Source organism: Acinetobacter sp. YH01018 (genome assembly GCF_013420295.1).
Taxonomy (GTDB): domain Bacteria; phylum Pseudomonadota; class Gammaproteobacteria; order Pseudomonadales; family Moraxellaceae; genus Acinetobacter.
In genome coordinates this window covers 14,486-34,724 of sequence record NZ_VOYL01000031.1, presented here as the reverse complement: position 1 = coordinate 34,724, position 20,239 = coordinate 14,486, and the positions used below count along the sequence as shown (strand labels likewise).

The 20,239-nt window shown below is 44.7% G+C and carries 19 protein-coding genes and 1 pseudogene; 3 read left to right on the top strand and 17 right to left on the bottom strand.

The window, feature by feature from the left end; all coding sequences use genetic code 11:
* Positions 1-164 precede the first annotated feature (164 nt).
* Positions 165-359 (top strand): annotated as a pseudogene (locus FTT83_RS10985) (IS3 family transposase); the annotation flags it as partial.
* Between the two features lie 220 nt (positions 360-579).
* The gene (locus FTT83_RS10980; RefSeq protein WP_086196104.1) at positions 580-1,002 is read left to right on the top strand and encodes a hypothetical protein; all 423 of its coding nucleotides are present in this window, start codon (positions 580-582) and stop codon (positions 1,000-1,002) included.
* A 178-nt stretch (positions 1,003-1,180) separates the two neighbouring features.
* Here FTT83_RS10980 and FTT83_RS10975 read toward each other — a convergent pair whose 3' ends face one another.
* Positions 1,181-1,942 (bottom strand): ferredoxin--NADP reductase, encoded by a 762-nt coding sequence (locus FTT83_RS10975; protein WP_180176597.1) that lies wholly within the window; start codon positions 1,940-1,942, stop codon positions 1,181-1,183.
* 85 nt (positions 1,943-2,027) lie between these two features.
* Between FTT83_RS10975 and gigC the strand changes: the two genes are divergently transcribed.
* Entirely contained in the window at positions 2,028-2,906 is an 879-nt protein-coding gene (gene gigC / locus FTT83_RS10970) for a LysR family transcriptional regulator GigC (protein ID WP_166167753.1), read from the top strand.
* A gap of 40 nt (positions 2,907-2,946) precedes the next feature.
* On the opposite strand, the gene FTT83_RS10965 is transcribed toward gigC, so the two are convergent.
* The 16 genes from FTT83_RS10965 to ndhC all read right to left on the bottom strand — a co-directional run bounded on the left by FTT83_RS10965 (position 2,947) and on the right by ndhC (position 19,992).
* A complete protein-coding gene (locus FTT83_RS10965; protein WP_180082255.1) occupies positions 2,947-3,681 on the bottom strand; it encodes a cold shock domain-containing protein in 735 nt (244 codons plus the stop codon).
* A gap of 123 nt (positions 3,682-3,804) precedes the next feature.
* Positions 3,805-4,098, bottom strand: a complete 294-nt coding sequence (locus FTT83_RS10960) for a cold shock domain-containing protein (RefSeq protein WP_180082256.1) — start codon at positions 4,096-4,098, stop codon at positions 3,805-3,807.
* A gap of 83 nt (positions 4,099-4,181) precedes the next feature.
* A complete protein-coding gene (gene upp, locus FTT83_RS10955) occupies positions 4,182-4,817 on the bottom strand; it encodes a uracil phosphoribosyltransferase (RefSeq protein ID WP_180082257.1) in 636 nt (211 codons plus the stop codon).
* Positions 4,818-4,939: 122 nt separating this feature from the next.
* The gene (nuoN, locus tag FTT83_RS10950) at positions 4,940-6,433 is read right to left on the bottom strand and encodes an NADH-quinone oxidoreductase subunit NuoN (RefSeq protein ID WP_180176598.1); all 1,494 of its coding nucleotides are present in this window, start codon (positions 6,431-6,433) and stop codon (positions 4,940-4,942) included.
* Between the two features lie 3 nt (positions 6,434-6,436).
* Entirely contained in the window at positions 6,437-8,041 is a 1,605-nt protein-coding gene (gene nuoM / locus FTT83_RS10945; protein ID WP_180176601.1) for an NADH-quinone oxidoreductase subunit M, read from the bottom strand.
* A gap of 7 nt (positions 8,042-8,048) precedes the next feature.
* Complete coding sequence (gene nuoL / locus FTT83_RS10940) at positions 8,049-9,944, bottom strand: NADH-quinone oxidoreductase subunit L (protein WP_180082258.1); 1,896 nt, start codon at positions 9,942-9,944, stop codon at positions 8,049-8,051.
* Positions 9,941-10,249, bottom strand: a complete 309-nt coding sequence (gene nuoK, locus FTT83_RS10935) for an NADH-quinone oxidoreductase subunit NuoK (RefSeq protein ID WP_004651041.1) — start codon at positions 10,247-10,249, stop codon at positions 9,941-9,943. Before nuoK ends, nuoL begins: the two co-directional genes overlap by 4 nt.
* Complete coding sequence (gene nuoJ, locus FTT83_RS10930; RefSeq protein ID WP_171521992.1) at positions 10,249-10,767, bottom strand: NADH-quinone oxidoreductase subunit J; 519 nt, start codon at positions 10,765-10,767, stop codon at positions 10,249-10,251. The genes nuoK and nuoJ overlap by 1 nt, the downstream gene beginning before the upstream one ends.
* Positions 10,767-11,309 (bottom strand): NADH-quinone oxidoreductase subunit NuoI, encoded by a 543-nt coding sequence (nuoI, locus tag FTT83_RS10925; RefSeq protein ID WP_086196032.1) that lies wholly within the window; start codon positions 11,307-11,309, stop codon positions 10,767-10,769. The genes nuoJ and nuoI overlap by 1 nt, the downstream gene beginning before the upstream one ends.
* An 18-nt stretch (positions 11,310-11,327) precedes the next feature.
* Positions 11,328-12,344 (bottom strand): NADH-quinone oxidoreductase subunit NuoH, encoded by a 1,017-nt coding sequence (nuoH, locus tag FTT83_RS10920; protein WP_180042484.1) that lies wholly within the window; start codon positions 12,342-12,344, stop codon positions 11,328-11,330.
* Positions 12,345-12,347: 3 nt separating this feature from the next.
* Positions 12,348-15,026, bottom strand: a complete 2,679-nt coding sequence (gene nuoG / locus FTT83_RS10915; protein WP_180082259.1) for an NADH-quinone oxidoreductase subunit NuoG — start codon at positions 15,024-15,026, stop codon at positions 12,348-12,350.
* 11 nt (positions 15,027-15,037) lie between these two features.
* A complete protein-coding gene (gene nuoF, locus FTT83_RS10910; RefSeq protein ID WP_180176599.1) occupies positions 15,038-16,366 on the bottom strand; it encodes an NADH-quinone oxidoreductase subunit NuoF in 1,329 nt (442 codons plus the stop codon).
* Complete coding sequence (nuoE, locus tag FTT83_RS10905) at positions 16,363-16,872, bottom strand: NADH-quinone oxidoreductase subunit NuoE (protein ID WP_086196036.1); 510 nt, start codon at positions 16,870-16,872, stop codon at positions 16,363-16,365. Before nuoE ends, nuoF begins: the two co-directional genes overlap by 4 nt.
* A gap of 14 nt (positions 16,873-16,886) precedes the next feature.
* Positions 16,887-18,674: an NADH-quinone oxidoreductase subunit C/D gene (nuoC, locus tag FTT83_RS10900; RefSeq protein ID WP_180176600.1), complete on the bottom strand. Its 1,788-nt coding sequence runs from the start codon at positions 18,672-18,674 to the stop codon at positions 16,887-16,889.
* An 87-nt stretch (positions 18,675-18,761) separates the two neighbouring features.
* On the bottom strand, positions 18,762-19,439 hold the full coding sequence (locus FTT83_RS10895) for an NADH-quinone oxidoreductase subunit B family protein (protein WP_180082261.1): 678 nt from the start codon (positions 19,437-19,439) through the stop codon (positions 18,762-18,764).
* 7 nt (positions 19,440-19,446) lie between these two features.
* Positions 19,447-19,992, bottom strand: a complete 546-nt coding sequence (gene ndhC, locus FTT83_RS10890; RefSeq protein ID WP_086196039.1) for an NADH-quinone oxidoreductase subunit A — start codon at positions 19,990-19,992, stop codon at positions 19,447-19,449.
* Between the last annotated feature and the right edge of the window lie 247 nt (positions 19,993-20,239).

Below are 20,239 nucleotides of genomic sequence, written 5' to 3'. Positions count from 1 at the left end.
GGTTTGGGCACGTTGTCTTTCACGCCAATGTGCTGCATGCTTGGTCAGGAGAATTAGTTGTGCACGCTGTTCTAAGCTGAGTGGGACGGTAACAATCCGTGGCATGTGCAAACATCGTTTAACCAAAAATGTCTTTTCGCATGTTTAGTTGTTTTTGTCAACTTACATTGAAAGGTCATGTGATACATGGCAGTGTGTTTGCCACTCGAAAAGAGGCTAATGCTATATTGTTTGACTATATTGAGATTTATTACAATCGGGTCAGAAGGCATTCTGCAAACGGCTGGTTAAGTCCAGAAGCCTTTGAACAGAAATATTTTAAGAATTTAGAGGGATCAGCTGTCCACAATATTGTCTAGGATCAAGACACTATTATTTTACTTTAAGTCCCAGTATTTTAATTTAAGCTCCAGCAAAATTTAACCATGCAAAAGATAGGGGTTTAAGTTGCGGTTTTTAAAATAAGAAAATTAACCGATTTTTAAACCTGTCTAAGCTTTCATGATGAAACATGCTTTAGGTGCTGAAAGGCTTAAAATGAGCTATAATTATGCACCGTTTTTCATGCTGCTTAACTTTATGGCGTATCGTCAGCAATCTGTAACGCTTGATTTGGACACTGACGTCACTCATCAATGTTGTTTGCATTACACTCGTGATGAACATCTCATTGGAATTATTGAATTTAGTAAACCAAGTTATGTGCTTAAATGGGGTGATCTGGAATATTTCCGTCGTCGTACCGAAGAATTTTCTGTGATGCCGTTTCCTGAATGCATCAATGCCATGGTGATCGACATTCGCAATATTGCCCCGTTTATAGACAATGAAGTACCGATTATTCCTTGGCGCTTACTGGAAGAAGAATGTCCGATCCGTCTGGTGGTTCCCCAAGAACGACTTGAACATTATGCCGGTATATTTGAACCTACCTGGCTGACCAGCGATGTGGAAACTGCAATTCAGGAAATCCGCGAATTTATTGATATGTTTGTGCATTAAAAGATTAAAAGCTAAAAAATCCTCCTGAATGGAGGATTTTTTGTGATTAGAGAAAGTCCCCCTTAGAAGAAGGGGGATTTAGGGGGATTCAGTTTTCACGAGATAAATTATTCCTTTTAATCCCTCCCTTGCGAAGCAATGCTTCTCACCTTTAAAAAGGGAGGAACTCTAAATGCGATTACCAATAATTTTCGACCGCAATATTACCTTCACCACGGCGGTTCATTTTCAAGCCACGTACTTTTAATGCTTCTTTGGTATCTTCCACCATTTGTGGGTTACCGCAAAGCATCACATGACTGGTGTCTACATTGAATTGTAGCCCTACCGCTTTTTCCAGTTCACCATTTTCAATCAATACCGGTAAACGGTCATGCAACGTTGCATCGGGATTCCGGGTAATAATCGGGATAAATTTAAAGCCAGCATGCCCTTCGCCAAAGGTTTCAGCTATTTCCTGAATACGCTCGACATAAGCCAGTTCGGCTTCAGTACGCACACTATAAACCAGATTGATCTTTTGATATTTCGACCAGGTTTCAAAGTCTTGTAGCATGGAAATAAACGGTGCCAAACCTGTGCCAGTCGCGAGTAGCCACAAGTCATGCGGTAATGGGAGCTGATAACGCGCCAAGGTTAAAAAACCATAGGGAATTTTTTCCAGGTACAGTTCATCACCAACCTGTAAATGTTGCAGGTTAGATGTAAATGCACCATTTGGCACTACAATTGAAAAGAACTCCAGGGTTTCATCAAAGGGGGATGACACCACGGAATAAGCCCGAACCACCAGTTCATTGCCCACTTTTAGGCCAATACGTGCAAACTGCCCTGCAGTAAATTTAAAATGTGCAGGTCGTGTCATGGTAAAACTGAATAAGGTATTGGTCCAGCGATGTACAGATAAAACTTTTTCTAAGCTAAATTTTTCAATTGACATGATTTCAACGTGGCATGAAAGACTGTGCTCATGGTAGCATGACCACATAATTTATTAATATTTTTTAAATGTTAAGGCTCTATTCATGCGCATGACCTTACGCCAGTTGGCTGTTTTTGTAGCAGTTGCACAAGAAGGCACAGTAACCAAAGCCAGCGATGCTGTCAAACTCACGCAAAGTGCTGCAAGTATGGCTTTAGCAGATTTGGAAGATGGCTTGGGTGCACCTCTATTCGACCGTCTTGGCAAGCGTCTGCAACTCAATGATTTAGGTCGTTTTCTACTTCCACAAGCACTAGAAATTTTAGGTCGCTGCGAAGCTTTTGAACAGGCGGCTAAAGGTGAATTACAAAGTATTGACCTGCGCCTGGGGGCAACCTTAACCATTAGCGATTACCTGATGCCGGACCTGATGGCAGACTTTTTGCAAATTCAGCCGCAAGCACATTTGCAGTTGCAAGTAGGCAACACCCGTCAGATGATTGAAGCAGTCAACCAGTTCCAGCTGGATTTAGCCTTAATTGAAGGGTCCTGTCATTTGCCACAGCTGCAGTGTATACACTGGCGCGATGATGAACTGGCGGTATGCTGTTCACCAGAGCATCCATTGGCAAAACTGGACCGCGCAATTACCGCTAAAGATTTTGACCATGTCGAATGGATTTTACGTGAAGAAGGTTCAGGGACCCGTGAGGTGTTTGACAATGCCATTTTAAAAGACCTGCCAGATGCCAATATCCGCCTCACTTTAGGCCATAATGAAGCGATTTTAAAAATTGTGGCGGGAGGTATCGGGATGTCCTGTATTTCTAAACTCGCCATTGAACCTTTACGTGAAAAAGGTCAGCTGGTCATTTTGGAAACTCCTTTCTGGCAACTGACTCGTCCTTTATTCATGTTGGTTCATCGTCAGAAATATCAGGGACCCGGCCTTAAAGCCTTTATGAAATTCTGTGAAGAATAAAAAACGATTTAAAAAAAGCGCCATTTAGGCGCTTTTTTTATTACCAGCGTGAATCATTTTCACAAGGTATACCGTCACCATCACCATCCATCTTATGATTTGGGCAGTTTTGTACATACCACACAGCTTCTGCTCTTGAATTCATTTGACTGCAATGTTGCCGTTCATCACATTTAAATTGTGCTGTTGCTAATCTCACCCCATTTTGCTGATCAATACTGGCATTAATCTTTTCCGAGCGCGGTTTAGTGGTATTGTAAGTTTCACCTGCCAGATTACGCTGCCCCTGCTCCGACAAAACTGCTTCCGGTAAATCCCCCAGTGCTTCTCGCTGTTGTGACACAATACGCTGTTGCTCTATAATCAACTGTTGCGCTTTCAGCTGCTCTGCCGTGCGATAATCCTGATATTGACCATAACCGATCACAGCAAGCAGTGCCAGAATGATCAAGGCAATAGCAGATAAGATTCGGCCTTTATATGAAGCCTTATTATAACGTGGTGAAGCAGTTTTCTTTTTTGTACCTACTGGCTTGGCAGCTATACTCTCCGCTGAGGCAGACTGTAGATCCAGTCGTACAATACGGTCGGCTTTAAACTTGCCATCATCTTCCACAATAATAAATTTTAACTTCTCCCCGACTTTAGGTTCGATAGTGCTATTGGGCACATCTTTAATGTGAAAGAAAATATCTTTCACTGCGCCTTCCTCTACTGCAATAAATCCAAAACCGCGCTCTGCGTTATAAGTTTTGACTTTCCCCTGAACAAACATAAAATACTCTTTTTCATTTATATTTTTTCTTATTATAATAAAAAAGAGGCCCAAAAGCCTCTTTTCCAATGATTGTCAAAAGCAATCCTGAACATCATCATGCTGCAATCAAAAGCAGAAGCATCAACCTCGAAAATTCGACAACAAGGCGGATGTAATCGATTTATTATGCTCGGATACTTTCGATTTTTTTGCTTTTGCTGAGTGATCTGCAACACGTTCTATACGAACAGCCTTGTACTTGTCACCATTTTTAACAGCCGCAAATTTTACCCGTTCATTACGTTTCGGTTCGCCTTCTGCCGCAGGGAAATCTGAAATATGAAAGAAAATATCCCCTTCAGCCGAACCAATAAAACCAAAGCCTTTTTCAGGGTCATACTTTTTGATTTTACCCTGATGTAATTCATCTTTCATGCTGCTGCCCTATGCTAAAAAATGCCATGTTTACAGTATATAAAAAAAGAGGCCTGAAGCCTCTTTTAATTTGTCTTCCAGGATCAGTCTTTTTGTACTGAACCGAAAATTTTATCGCCTGCATCGCCAAGACCCGGAACGATATAACCATTTTCGTTGAGACCGTCATCAATAGCTGCTGTGAAAATTGTCACATCTGGGTGTTTTTCTTCTACTTTTTTAATGCCTTCAGGCGCTGCAACTAAGACCATGACACGGATATCTTTACAGCCGCTCGCCTTCAATACATCAATGGCTGCAACCAATGAAGAACCGGTTGCCAGCATCGGGTCGATAATCATCGCCAAACGGTTTTGTACATCGGGAACCAGTTTTTTATAATAAGTACGTGCTTGCAAGGTTTCTTCATCACGCTCAAGACCCAATACAGAAACTTTGGCACTTGGAATCAGGTTCAAAAACCCATCTAACATGCCAATACCTGCACGCAGAATAGGAACAACGGTAATTTTTTTACCCGCAATACTGTCTACAGTAACTTTGCCATTCCAGCCGTCAATTTCATGCTCACACATCGGCAAGTCTTTGGTTGCTTCATAAGTCAGAAGCATGGTCACTTCTTGCGCTAGTTCGCGGAAGTTTTTTGTACTGATGTCTGCACGACGTAGCAAACCAAGTTTATGTCGGATAAGTGGATGACGGATTTCATGAATAGCCACGGGAGAGTACCTAAAAGATGAGATAAAATTTCAGCTATTATAAATGTTTTTTATATCTCTTATAAACCAAAAAGCCCCCTATGAAAGGAGGCTTTTTAGAAAAAACTTATAGTTTTTTTAGATTACTGTTGAGATAGCATGAAATGCAATGGAGATAAAATCTCCGCTTGAAGCGCCAATTTGATGATTGGATCAGGATAAACACCAATGATCAATACAGCCAATGCCGCAGCAAGCACCATAATACCACCCACTTTCTGACCCCAATGTTTGTCGGCATCAATACGTGGCGTATCTGGCGGAGTCATATACATCACCACCATCACACGAAGGTAATAGTACAGACCAATACCTGAACCCACTACAATCATGGCAGCAAGGAACCAATGCTGGGTTGTTACCGCAGCCATCACCACCAGGAACTTACCAATGAAGCCAGCAGTCAATGGAATACCCGCAAGAGACAGCATCATGACAGTCAAGGTCGCAGTCAATACTGGACGGCGCCAGAACAAGCCACGGTAATCTGCCAGGCTTTGTGCTTCATCCACATTGTTAAATGGACTAGACATCAACGCAACAGCACCAAATGCACCAATCGTTGTCAATACATAAGTGATTACGTATACAGATACGTTACCCAGGCTTGCATAAGTCATGCTGATTAAACCAATCAGCAAATAACCAAAGTGCGCAATTGAAGAGTAACCCAGAATACGTTTCAGGTTGACTTGACGTACTGCAAGGAAGTTACCCACCAGAATAGAAAGCACCGCAATAATTGTGATGATGGTTACGATTGAATCGACCAGGATTGCACCTGAAGCCAGTAAATAACGTACAAACAAACCAATGGTTGCGACCTTAGCCACAGTCGCAAGGAATGTTGCGATTGGCGCTGGCGCACCTGCATACACGTCTGGCGTCCATTTATGGAATGGCGCAAGAGACAGTTTGAATGCAACAGCAAAAACGATTAAGCCTAGACCTAAAATCACCATTGGCTGTTTGATGGCTTGCATCAACGCCTGAACATTGTCATAGAAAGACAATGAACCGGTATAAGCATAGATATATGCCATGCCCATTAACAGCATTGCAGAAGCAGTTGCTGAAAGAACAAGGTATTTAATACCCGCTTCTAAAGATTGTGAACGTTGGTGCGTATAAGCCAAAAGACCGTATACAGGAATCGACATCAGCTCAAGGCTAATGAAGAAAGATGCATAATGAGAACTTGCCACCATCAGCATTGCGCCCGCTACCGAGCACAGCATCAGGATATACAGTTCTTCACGGTTATCTTGATAGCTTTCAATATAAGCATGTGACAAGGTACAGCAAGCCAGTGCAGCAATCAGGATGACCAGTTGGTAAAGCAAGGTAAACGGGTCAAGCATAAACATGCCCATCACGTTCGCTGGTGCAAAAGCACCACCGAACATACCAATCAGGACATAGGCTGCAGCAAGGTTCAAGCCGACTACAGAGGCTGTTGCAATTAAATTATGGTTACGTTTAATTGCAATGAGAAGCATCACTACGATCGCAGTTAAAGCCACGATCATCACAGGAGCTAATGGCATAAGCTCGGAAAATGACATTGTGAAGTTCATGGCTTATTGGATCTCCACATTTTGTTGAGATACGACCTGTTGAGTCGCATCGACAACTTCTTGAACTGGGATATAGCTGTTTGCTAACCACGCCATGCTTGAATTTGAAATATCAAGGAAGCTTTGTGGATAGATACCGAGCCATAGTAGACCAAAAGCACACACTAACAAAATAACAATCTCACGCGCATTCAAGTCTTTCAATGGGCTTGTATAATTTTGTTTTTGCTCTTCATTTGGCGTACCAAACAATGCTTTGTGAATCAGGATCAAGCCATAAAGACCTGCCAATACCAAGCTGGTCGCTGCCACAATGGTAAAGGCTGGGAATTTGTTGAATGAACCCATCAAAATCAGGAATTCACCAATAAAGTTACCTAAACCTGGAATACCGACAAGCGCAGCAATAAAGAACATCAGGAAGAAAGCAAGGTACGGGAATTGACCGCGCATACCACCCATTAAACGTAAGTCGCGCGTATGAACACGCTCGTACACTTGACCACACATAATGAACAAGGCAGCAGATGACAGGCCATGTGCCAGCATCATGATCATTAAGCCTTGGAAAGTCAGGATATTACCTGCGTAAAGTGCAAGTAATACAAAGCCCATGTGCGAAATAGAAGTATACGCCAGCAAACGTTTCATATCGGTTTGCTGGAAAGCACACCAGGCACCGTAGAACACACCGACTAAACCGAAGATGATCGCGATATCTGCAAACTGTGCAGAAGCCGCCGGGAAGAATGGCATAACAAAACGAAGCAGACCGTATGCAGCAGTCTTAATCAGGATACCTGCCAAGTCGACAGAACCGGCTGTCGGTGCTTGAGCATGCGCATCTGGTAACCAGCCGTGCAATGGGAACACTGGAAGTTTTACAGCGAAACCGATGAACATACAGATCATCAAGGCATAAGCCACTGATGGCAACTGTGCATCAAGCGTATTCGCCACACCTAACAGGTAGTTGTAATCGAAGCCGATCATGCCCGTCATCATGTATCCGTAAACCACAAGGCCTAGAATACCGATCAACATGATCAAACCTGCTACCTGGGTATAGATGAAGAACTTGGTCGCAGCATAAACGCGTGACTTACCGTCTGCTCCCTTATGACCCCATAAGGCAATCAGGAAGTAGATTGGTACCAGCATCATCTCCCAGAAGAAGAAGAACAGGAACAAGTCAATCGCAAGGAATACACCGATCACACCACCCAAAGACCATAAAAGGTTTAAGTGGAAGAAACCAACGTTCTTTTGAATCTCACCCCATGAACAGCCCACTGCAAGTACACCCAGTAATGCAGTCAAGCCAACCATAAGAAGTGAAAGACCATCCACCGCAAGGTGAATGTTAATGCCAAGGGTGGAAATCCAAGGCAGCATGAATTCGGCAGACCAAGTTGGAACTTTTGCGCCGAGTTCATAGTGATAAGTACCGGAATTCCAAAGCGCAACGGTTAAGCCCAAAGTAATGAGCATACCGAATAACGCAATGTAACGCGGTAGTTTGTCGTCGAGCTTGTCGATGATCCAGCATACAAAACCTGCAATGAACGGTACGAGGATCAGCGCGGGTAAAATCCAGTTGTTTGTGATTTCCATCTTATTTCCCCACTACCTGAATCACGATCAGGATCATCAGCAATACCACTACACCGAGTGACATACTTGATGCGTATTCACGCAATGAACCTGTTTGACGTGAGCTGGTGAAGCTATGACCACCTTTAACAATGGCAGGAAGCACTAACCACAGGCCGTCAATCGGATCACGACCTAAAATTTTCGCGATAAGCAAATATGGTTTCACAAATACGATGTTATACAACGCATCAAAACCAAGTGCATTACGGCAGATATTGGCAAGGCCGGCACCCAATGAAGTACGGGCAAAACCTTTCACTGCATTATAAGCAAAGACAAATAATACGATACCTACCACAAGACCAGCCAATGCAATACCCACAGCGGTATATTCAGCACCATGTACACCTGCTTCAAGCGCTTCAGGAATAACAAAAGCTGGAATATTGGCTTTGGTTAATGCAGCTTCTACTGGTGCTTTCAAGAAGTAAGCCAAGCCAGTTGAAAGTACCGCCAAGATACCCAACGGAGCCCAATAAGTTGCACCTTTGATTTCGTGATAAGGCGTGTTTTCTTTACCAAAGAATACAACCCAGATTAAACGGAATGTATAGATTGACGTTAAGAATGCACCCGCAACACCTGTCCAGTATAAGCAATTATATATAGGAAGATTTGCAATGTGGCTTTGTGCCCAAACTGCACCAAGGATGGCATCTTTCGAGAAGAAGCCGATGGTCAAGAATGGAATGGCAGCCAACGCACCACCACCAATTGCGAAGCAGGCAAACAGGAATTTGTTATGTTTGAACAAGCCACCCATTTTGAAGATGTTTTGTTCGTGATGGTAAGCCAGAATCACAGCACCAGAAGACAAGAACAATAATGCCTTGAAGAATGCGTGTGAAAGCATGTGGAACAGGCCCGCTTGGTATGCTTCAGCACCAACAGCCATAAACATATAACCCAACTGACTCATGGTTGAGTAAGCCAGAATACGTTTGATGTCTGTTTGAACCAATGCAGCAAAACCAGCAACAATCAATGTTACCGCACCAGTGATCGAAATGAACATCATCACTTCTGGTGTCATTTCAAACACGGAGAACATACGGCAGCACAGGTAAACACCGGCTGTTACCATTGTTGCCGCATGGATCAACGCAGAAACAGGTGTAGGACCTGCCATTGCATCAGCCAACCATGTTTGTAATGGAATTTGCGCAGATTTACCGGCAGCACCCAGGAACAACATTAAAGATGTCCAGATCGCAAGTGAATGGTCACCCGCTAATACTTGAGGTGCATTGGCAACGATTGTACCGATATGCAAAGTACCGAATTGTTGGAAAATCAGGAACAATGCAATCAGCAAGAATACGTCACCGATACGAGTTACAGTAAATGCCTTGATGGCTGCAAAACCATTTTCCGGGTTTTGATAGTAGTAACCAATTAGCAAGTAAGAGCAAAGACCTACGCCTTCCCAACCCAAGAACAATAACGCCAGGTTATCGCCAAGAACGAGCAGCAACATGCTGGCAACGAACAGGTTGAAGTAAGAGAAGAAACGTGCAAAGTCTTCTTCACCGCGCATGTACCATGAGGCAAAGATGTGAATCAGAAAACCTACACCGGTGATCATGCCGGTCATGAGTAATGACAGGCCGTCTAGGTGCAAGCTCATGCCTGGTGCAAAACCACCGACATTGAACCAGGTCCAAAGATGTTGAACCTGAGCTACTGAACCATTGTCTACAAAGCCCATGCCAGCAATCAGTGCAAATAAAGCAGATAAACCGACTGAACCCACACCAATAATGGCTGCCACATTTTCAGGAAGCTTATTGCGCCCCGCCGCCAAGAGGACAAAACCAATGAGCGGAAATAAAATTGTTAAATATAAATAACTCATCCGCGCATCTCACTAGCAGCATCCACATCCAAATGATGGAAGCGATGGTAGAACTGAAGGACGATCGCAAGACCAATACAAGCCTCTGCAGCTGCAAGGGTCAAGATCAGGATGAACATGATTTGTCCATCTGGCTGTAACCATGCACTACCTGCAAGAACGAACGCAAGCGCCGCTGCGTTCATCATGATTTCAAGGCTCATCAACATAAATAGTAGGTTGCGTCGCACCATTACACCGTAAAAACCCAGTGCAAAAAGAATGGTTGCAACGATTAAACCGTGTTCTAAAGGAATGTTGCCCATTATTCTTTTTCCTCTTTTGCACTTGGTTCACGTTTACCTAAGTGGAATGCTGCAACGAGGGCTGCAAGCAATAACATTGCGGCAACTTCTACCAATAGTAAGTAGTGAGTAAAGAGCGCTGTACCTACAGCTTTAGGTCCCACAACTTTAGTGCCCATCACCGGACCTGCGGTTGTGTAATCCGAACCAAGCATCCAGACGAGCACCAAGCCCATCAGGAAACTCATCAATGCTGGATATGCCCATGCAGATGAAGTCAGCCATTTACGTTCCTGTTCAACCGTATGTTGACCAAGATTTAGCATCATCACCACAAACACGAACAACACCATGATCGCGCCGGCATAAACAATAATTTCTAGTGCACCAGCGAATGGCGCACCAACGATCATGAACATCCCTGCCACAGCAAGGAGGGACACGATCAGGCTTAATAAAGCATGCACAGGATTCGCGTTAGTCACCACACGAACCGTAGAAACAATGGCCACAAGTGCCATCAAATAAAATGGCCACATCATGGTAATAAGCTCCGTACGTCAACTGGTGCACTTTCACGTTGTGCCTGACCTTTATCTTTACCTGCCACTGCCATACCGGTTACACGGTAGAAGTTGTAGTCAGGATATTTACCAGGACCTGAAATGAGCAGGTTCTCTTTTTCGTAGACCAAGTCTTGACGAACGTATTCACTTAACTCGAAATCTGGTGTCATTTGAATCGCTGTCGTTGGACACGCTTCTTCACACATACCGCAGAAAATACAACGCGAGAAGTTGATACGGAAAAACTCCGGATACCAGCGACCATCTTCTTTTTCTGCTTTCTGTAAAGAAATACAGCCAACCGGACAGGCAACCGCACACAGGTTACATGCCACGCAGCGTTCTTCACCATCTGGGTCACGTGTCAATACAATACGACCACGGAAACGCGGCGGAACAATTTGTTCAGCTGGCACTTCTGGATAAAGAATAGTGTCACGTTTACGTGTCACGTGGCTGAATACCATCCACAATGAACGTACGATTGACCCGAATCCAGCTAGAATTTTATACATTTTGTACTCCCTGCTGTCCTAGGCCTGATTCATCAGAATCACAGCACCAGTCACCAACAAGTTGACCAACGCCAATGGCAAACAAATTTTCCAACCAAAGTTCATCACCTGATCGTAACGTGGACGCATTAACGAACCACGAGCCAAGACAAACATCATCACAAAGAATGCTGTTTTGATAATGAACCAGAATACTGGTGGAATAAATGGAATTTCTAGGTTAAATGGTGCTAACCAACCGCCAAAGAATAAAGTGACGATCAATGCTGAAATAAGAACTACGTTGACATATTCCGCAACGAAGAACATACCCCATTTCATACCGCCGTATTCGACGTGATAACCTTCCGCCAATTCTTGCTCAGCTTCCGGTTGGTCAAATGGATGACGGTGCGTTACCGCAACACCTGCAACAATAAAGATAATGAAACCTAGGAATTGTGGAATCACAAACCATACATCGCGTTGTGCTTCAACAATTTCACGCATGTTGAATGAACCGGCAATTGCCACCACACCCATCAGCGAGATCCCCAGGAACACTTCATAAGAAATGGTTTGAGCTGCAGAACGCAGACCACCCAATAACGCATATTTGTTATTTGAAGACCAGCCACCGAATAGCACGGCATATACTGCGATACCAGCCATTGCCATAAAGAACAACAGGCCGATGCTCATATCTGCTACGCCCATTGTCGGACTTACAGGAATCACCATGAACGAAAGTACCGCAGTTGCCATGGCAACTGCAGGTGCTAAACGGAAAGTCAGCTTATCGGCAAACTTAGGCGTCCAGTCTTCCTTGAACATGATTTTCAGCATGTCGGCAACGATCTGGAACATCCCCCCGGGACCAACACGGTTTGGACCGTAACGGTCTTGCCATAACGCAAGTAAACGGCGTTCGATGAATGACATCAACGCAGCGACAAGCACCACTACAAGCAAGATCACAATCGCTTGAATCACAGAATAAGCGATTGGCCAGTTCTCAGCCCATAGCGGTGTTTGACGTATAATTTCTTGACTCATGAATTACACTCCTACCGCGACGGATACAGGCTCTGCAAGTGAAACCGTTGGTGCAAGACCAACTGGATAACCGATATAACCTGTCGGTAAATATTCGATCACTTGAACTGGAAGGCTAATTGTCGCCTCACCTGCTTGCACAGTAATTTTTTGACCATCTTGAACGTTTAGACGCGCAGCATCCTGTTCACCTACTGCAAACATGGCTTCAGGAATACGTGATTCCATGGCCGGAGTTTTCACCGTAAATTCACCAGAAGCGAAGATATGATGCATTGGCACTAAACGGAAGCTTTCAGCATTTGCAAGTACTGCTGCTGGAGCAACGAAAGTACGTGCAGGGCGTTTAGCCAAACGATCAAATAAACGGATACCCGAATCGCCACCTTTTAGGTGACCACCCACGTGATCCTGGAATTTGTTCCAGGCTTGTGGAGAGTTCCAACCTGCAGACCATGCAAATGGAACCAGTGAAGATGGGGTTTCATTACCCACATAACCTTCCATAGAGAACGTTAATGCAGAATCGACATCGATTGGCTGTTTAGGTTCATGAACAGACAATGGTGCACGCATAGAGGTACGACCAGAGTAACGACGCGGTTCACGCGCAATCTTCAAGCCATGGACACGGTAACCTGCATCTGGTGCTACATCCTGAATGGCTTCAAGTGCCGGAACATTTTTCACTACAGATTCAATGACATCATCCAGCAAGGTCCAGGAAATCGCTTTGCCTTTTACACCGGTTTCAATGGCATGTAACCAGCGCCAAGATTCTTTGATTGCAAGTTCCGGTTTGTAGTAGCTTGGGTCATACACCTGGTAGAAACGTTGTGCACGGCCTTCTTGAGATACCACAGTACCATCACCTTCCGCGAAGCTTGCAGCAGAAAGCACGATATCTGCTTTCTTCACAGTTTCGGTTTCAGAGTGATCAAGAACAATCACGTCTTTGCCTGCAAGTGCAGCGTTGACTTGAGCAGCAGGTAAACGACGGTAAAGGTCATTTTCCACAATGATAACAGTGTCATAGTCTTGCGCAAATGCTTGCTCAAGGCTGTTACCACCGAAGATTGCAAGACCCATTGAGTTCACTTCAGGAACAGTCAAGGTCAAACCAGCATTACCCAGGTTCTGTGCCACTTGTGCAGCAGCTTCCATGATGGCAGCATCTTGTAAGCTGGTACCAGAGATGATCAATGGTTTCTTCGCCGCTTTTAAAGTGTCAGCAATGGTTTGAGCAAATGCTTTGGCATCGTCATCTAAACCAGTAACCGCTTCACCTGCAACTGCCGCAGCAACCGCAAAGCCTAAACGTGCAATATCGTTTGGAGAAGCAACCACTTCGCCAGTCGCGACGTCAGCTAAACGCGTTTGAGTCGCAGCAAGAATGTAGATTGGGGATTTTGCATCCTGACCAATACGTTGTACCGGTTCAGCCAACCATTCCTGGGTGCGGCGTTCTGCTGCCATTTCTTTGGCTTTGTTTTTCGCAGCTTGGCGAACAGATAAAGCCATACGTGGCGCAGTTTGGGTTAAATCTTCACCCAAGATGAGCACTGCATCATAACTTTCGATTTCACGCATGGTCGGGTTATAAACACCCTCGGTTTGCATGATCGATGCAGCCAATTCAACCAGGTTTTGCTCTTTTTGAGCCATACCAGTTGAGTAGTTGTCTTGACCAACAAGCTCACGCAATGCGAAGTTCGTTTCAAGCGATGCACGTGGTGAACCGATCCCCAGAACTTTTTTGCCCTGAATCTTTTCAATCACGGTATCCAGTGCTGTATCCACTGAAACAGTCGTTACGTTTGCACCATCCCGGAATTGTGGCTGACGTGGACGGTCTGCACGGTTCACATAACCGGTACCGAAACGGCCTTTGTCACACAGGAAGTATTGGTTTACATCGCCGTTGAAACGGTTTTCAACACGACGAAGTTCGCCATAACGTTCACCCGGAGAGATGTTACAGCCTGAAGAACAGCCTTGGCATACGCTTGGCGCATACTGCATGTCCCACTTACGATTATAACGTTCAGAGTGAGTTTTGTCGGTGAACACACCTGTTGGACATACTTCAGTCAGGTTACCCGAGAATTCAGATTCTAAAGTGCCTGATTCTGGACGACCAAAGTACACACGTGATGCATTGGCATACACGCCAAAGTCAGTACCGCCCGCATAGTCTTTGTAGTAACGTACACAACGGTAACACGCGATACAACGGTTCATCTCGTGTGCAATAAACGAACCAAGTTCCTGGTTGTAATGCGTACGTTTGGTGAAACGGTAACGACGGCGGTCGTGCTGAGTCATCACAGTCATATCTTGTAAATGACAGTGACCACCTTCTTCACAGACTGGACAGTCGTGTGGATGGTTGGTCATCAAGAATTCAACAACAGATGCACGGAAATCTTTTGCTTCTTTGTCTTCAATCGAGATGTAGGTATTGTCAGCTGCTGGCGTCATACATGACATGACTAAACGACCACGCGTATCTTCAGGATTCGCGTATTGAGTCACGGCACATTGACGGCAAGAACCGACAGAACCTAAGGATGGATGCCAACAAAAGTACGGGATATCAATGCCCAAAGATAAACATGCTTGTAGCAGGTTTTCTGAGCCATTGACTTCGTACGATTTGCCATCGACATGAATTGTAGCCATAGTCGAATTCCTTAAGCTTGTTCTACGGAGCTAACTTGAGCGGCAGCATTTACGACTTTCGCTTCAAATTCGCCACGGAAATGTTTGAGTGCGCCCATAAGCGGTTCCATTGCACCTGGAGCATGGGCACAGAAAGTCTTACCAATCCAAAGCTTACGAGTCAGTTCTTGTAAGTGATCGATATCTTCTTTCTTGCCTGTACCATCTTCCAGTGCTTTAAGCGCTTTTACCGCCCAAGGTAAACCGTCACGGCAAGGTGTACACCAGCCACATGATTCACGCGCAAAGAATTCTTCCAAATTACGAGTCGCAGACACCATACATTGAGTTTCGTCTACCACCATCAGCAAACACGTACCTAAACGTGAACCTGCTTTCATGATGCTTTCTGCATCCATCGGCAGGTCAATGTGCTCTGCTGCCAGGAAGTCAGTCGATGCACCACCTGGTAACCACGCTTTCAGTTTAAGACCGTCACGCATACCACCGGCATGCTCTTCAATCACTTCGCGTGCAGTGGTACCGAATGGAAGTTCCCAAAGACCTGGGAATTTCACCTTACCCGATGCACCGTAGATTTTGGTACCTGGATCTTTTGATTTACCTTCAGATAAACCAACGTACCATTCTGGACCACGTAACATAATCGCAGGTAAGTTGTTGTAGGTCTCTACGTTGTTGACAATCGTAGGACGACCCCAAGCACCTGCAACTTGCGGGAATGGTGGTTTAGTACGCGGATTTGCACGGCGACCTTCAAGCGAGTTAATCAATGCAGTTTCTTCACCGCAAATATAACGACCCGCACCGGTATGCACGTGTAAATCGAAGTTCCAACCAGAACCCAGGATATTTTCACCCAGGTAACCTTTGGCACGAATTTGCTCTAATGCTTCATTCAAGTATTGAGCGGCTTCGATGTATTCACCACGGATGAAGATATAACCTTGAGTTGCTTCAAGGGTATAGCCTGCAATCAGCATACCTTCGATCAATTGATGTGGAAGTTTTTCCATCAACAAACGGTCTTTAAAGGTACCCGGTTCCATTTCATCGGCATTACAGATCAGGTAACGAGGGCCGCCATCATTTGGCGCCATCAATGACCATTTAATCCCTGCCGGGAAACCTGCACCACCACGACCTTTTACAGTCGCAGCCTTAATGACTTCAAGCACTTCTTTCGGTTGCATGCCAAGGGCTTTTTTAAAGCCGGCATAACCTTCCAACGCTTCGTAATCATCTGCACTACGAACGTGTTCCTGTTTGCTCAAACGCCATGTTAATGGGTGAGTTTCTGGGTTACCGTCGCCATAAATTGGTTTTGGTTCAGTATTCATACATACTTCTCCAATAACTGTTTAATTGAAGTTACTTCAACCAAACCGTGCGTGTCTTGATCAATCATCAGGGTTGGACCTTTGTCACAGTTACCCAGACAGCAGATTGGCAATAAAGTGAAACGACCGTCAGCGGTGGTTTGACCAAACTGAATCCCCAATTCACGCTGGAACGCTTCTGCCAGAGTTTCCGCACCCATCAAGAAACATGCGATTGAATCACATAATAAAATTACGTGACGACCAACCGGTTGACGGTAAATACGGTTATAGAAAGTCGCAACACCTTCAAGATCTGCAACACTCATGCTAAGCATTTGAGCAATTGCATTCATTTGTGCATCGTCTACCCAACCATTACGGCGTTGTACACACTTCAGTGCATCTAAACATGCAGCACGCGGGTACGGGTAGTGACCCATGTGATGTTCAATTTCATGGATTTCTTCCGAAGTTAAAATCCCTTCAACATTCACACGTGGCTTTTTATCAGTCAAAATCATCATAATGCGTTTACCCCTTAGCGATCCACGTCAGCCATTACGACGTCAATTGTCGCTAAATAAATGATCAAGTCAGATACAAGACTGCCATTAATCACAGAAGGCATTTGCTGTAAGTGCGTGAAAGTCGGTGTACGGATACGGGTACGGTAACTCATGGTTGACTTGTCTGAAGTCAAATAATAGTTAGACGCACCTTTTACCACTTCCGCCATTACAGATGCTTCACCTGCAGGCATTACAGGACCCCATGACACGCTTAAGAAGTGCGTAATCAAGGTTTCGATATCTTGTAGTGTCTTATCTTTCGGTGGTGGAACAGCCAGTGGATGGTCTGCTTTGTACGCACCAGACGGCATGTTATCTAGACATTGCTTGATGATTTTCAGTGACTGTTCGATTTCACGGAAGTGAACCAGAACACGTGCATAAGCATCGCCTTCGTATTCAACCGGCACTTCGAAGTCGTAGTTTTCATAACCGCTATAAGGACGGTATTTACGTACGTCGAAGTCAATCCCTGTTGCACGTAAACCTGTACCGGTTACACCCCAAGCCAATGCAGATTTTGCATCGTATTGCGCAACATTACGGGTACGACCGATAAACACTGAGTTTTTCAGCGCTGCTGTGTAGTACTCGTTCATACGCTTCGGCATCCAGTCCAGGATTTCGCGAATGAGGTGTTGCCAGTTGTTTGGAAGATCGTGCGCAGTACCGCCAATACGGAACCATGCAGGGTGCATACGGTAACCAGTAATTGCTTCGATGGCGTCATAGATTTTTTGACGGTCAGCGAACATATAGAATACTGGTGTCATACCGCCGGCATCCTGAATTGCAGTACCGATATACAACAAGTGGTTATTGATACGGAACAATTCGGACATCATGACACGGATACATTGCGCACGGTCAGGAACAGTGATTCCCGCTAGTTGCTCCACACCCATCACATAAGGCATGTTTTGCGCACAACCACCCAGGTAGTCAACACGGTCGGTATACGGAATGAATGAATGCCAGGTTTGACGTTCAGCCATCTTTTCCACACCACGGTGGTGATAACCGATATCAGGCACACAGTCTTTTACTTCTTCGCCGTCCAACTGCAAGATCACACGGAACGCACCGTGCGCAGATGGATGGTTAGGCCCCAGGTTCAGGAACATGAAGTCTTCATCGGCGTTACCGCGTTTTAGACCCCAGTCTTCAGGAACGAAACGAAGGTGCTCCTGTTCAAAGTCCTGCTTGGCCTGGTTCTGCATATACGGTGTATATTCAGTGGCACGTGCAGAATATTCTTTACGCAGCGGGTGACCTTCCCAGTATGTCGGCAACAAGATACGACGGAGCATTGGATGCCCTTCGAAGTTAATGCCAAACATATCGTAAGCTTCACGTTCGTACCAGTTGGCATTTGGCCAAATATTGGTTGCAGTTGGAATGTTGAGATCACTCTCATTCAAGGCAACTTTAATACGAATGTCAGTATTACGCTCTAGCGACAACAAGTGATAGAACACAGTGAAGTCTGACGCAGGCAAACCGTCACGGTGAGTACGTAAACGCTCATCCACCGCAGACAAATCGAACAGCATCACGTAAGGACGTTCTACTTTCCGCAAGAACATTAAGACTTCTTGCACACGTGCGCGCTCAACCCAGACTGTTGGAAAGTCTTCAAAAGTCGTTTGCACAAAGAAGTTCTCACCAAATTTGGTTTTGAGCTCTTCTATAATTGCAAATGCTGGGCGTGAATCAACAGGCGTTGATTCTGGCATAGCAATGTCAGTTTCAGCCATTGGCTTGGCTTCCTATTCAATACAAATTCAGTCAACCTGAACGACAATTACACCCAGACCGGGTGCATCAATATTTTGTCGCTCGGATTATTTAATTTCATCCATAGAGCGTAAGTTTTTCACGGCAATACGTTCAGCATTCTTACGGTCACGTTCTGGCTGCATCTTTGGCTTATACACTGGCTGAAGATCCTCACCAATAACCGCTGAAAGTGGACGGCGCTCTAATTGAATTTGGTCTTGTAACAACATTAATGCTTGCAATAATGCTTCAGGACGTGGCGGACAGCCCGGGATGTACACATCGACAGGGATGATTTTATCCACACCTTGTACAACCGAATAAATGTCGTACATACCGCCAGAGTTTGCACAAGCACCCATTGAAATCACCCATTTAGGTTCTAACATTTGCTCGTATAAACGCTGGATTACAGGTGCCATTTTCACGAAGCAGGTCCCTGCAACGATCATTAAGTCCGCCTGACGTGGTGAAGCACGAATAACCTCGGCACCGAAACGCGACATATCATGCACACCCGTCAAAGTGGTTGCATATTCTACGTAACAGCAAGATGTACCAAAGTTAAAGGGCCATACAGAGTTTTTACGGCCCCAGTTTACAGCTGTATGCATTACATCCTCTAAACGAGTCATGAACACATTTTTATTCACTTCTTCTTCAAGCGGATCAGTAACGATTTGACGCTCTTGAAGTGGATATTGATCAGCATTCGGATTCGCACGGGTTAATGTATATTTCATTCCCGGGTTACTCCTTAGTAGATGATGTAGTCGCAGATTTTTTCACACGACCAGATGATTGAGCTGGAATTTGACCTGTAGGGTCAACAACCAACTCTTCAATAGAATTGAAGCGTGTAATGTCGGCAAGGTTCATATTTGCTGAACCCACTTTCGATTTCATCACTGCCGCTTTGAGACGATCAGTTGGTGCCCAGTTTAATGCGCCTACAGCAATCGCATAAATCAAAGCAATCAATAAATCGACTACAAAAATCACAACAGTGGTAAAACCGAACCAACCTACTTCACGAACTGATGTAGCCCATGCGTAGAGATACAATGCTTCCAGGTCAAATACCACAAAGAAAATAGCAACCAAGTAGAATTTCGCAGATAAGCGGATGCGTGCTCCACCAGCACCTACCACACCTGACTCAAATTGCTCTTGCTTTGCACGGCCCCATGATTTACCCCCAAGGAGTAAAGGAACTGTGAGCATAAAGACACAAAGAAATGTAACGCCGATCACGAAGGCAATAATTGCCCAATCGTATGGAGTAATGGCACTCATGCGGGGATAACTCCTGGCAGGCCTAATTTATTAACAAAGAATGTATGTATTGGCCTTCAAATACACCAAACACAAAATTAATCCCGTCAATTGTACCTGATTTATGATTTCACTTGCTAGCTCATAAGCCTTAGTCTTTTGGATGATTTTTTCAGCATTGTCGCTTTTAATTTACATCTATTCCTTTACACAACACCTTCATCGTTTTATTTAATAAAAACAGTTATTTTTATTAAATTTTCTCACA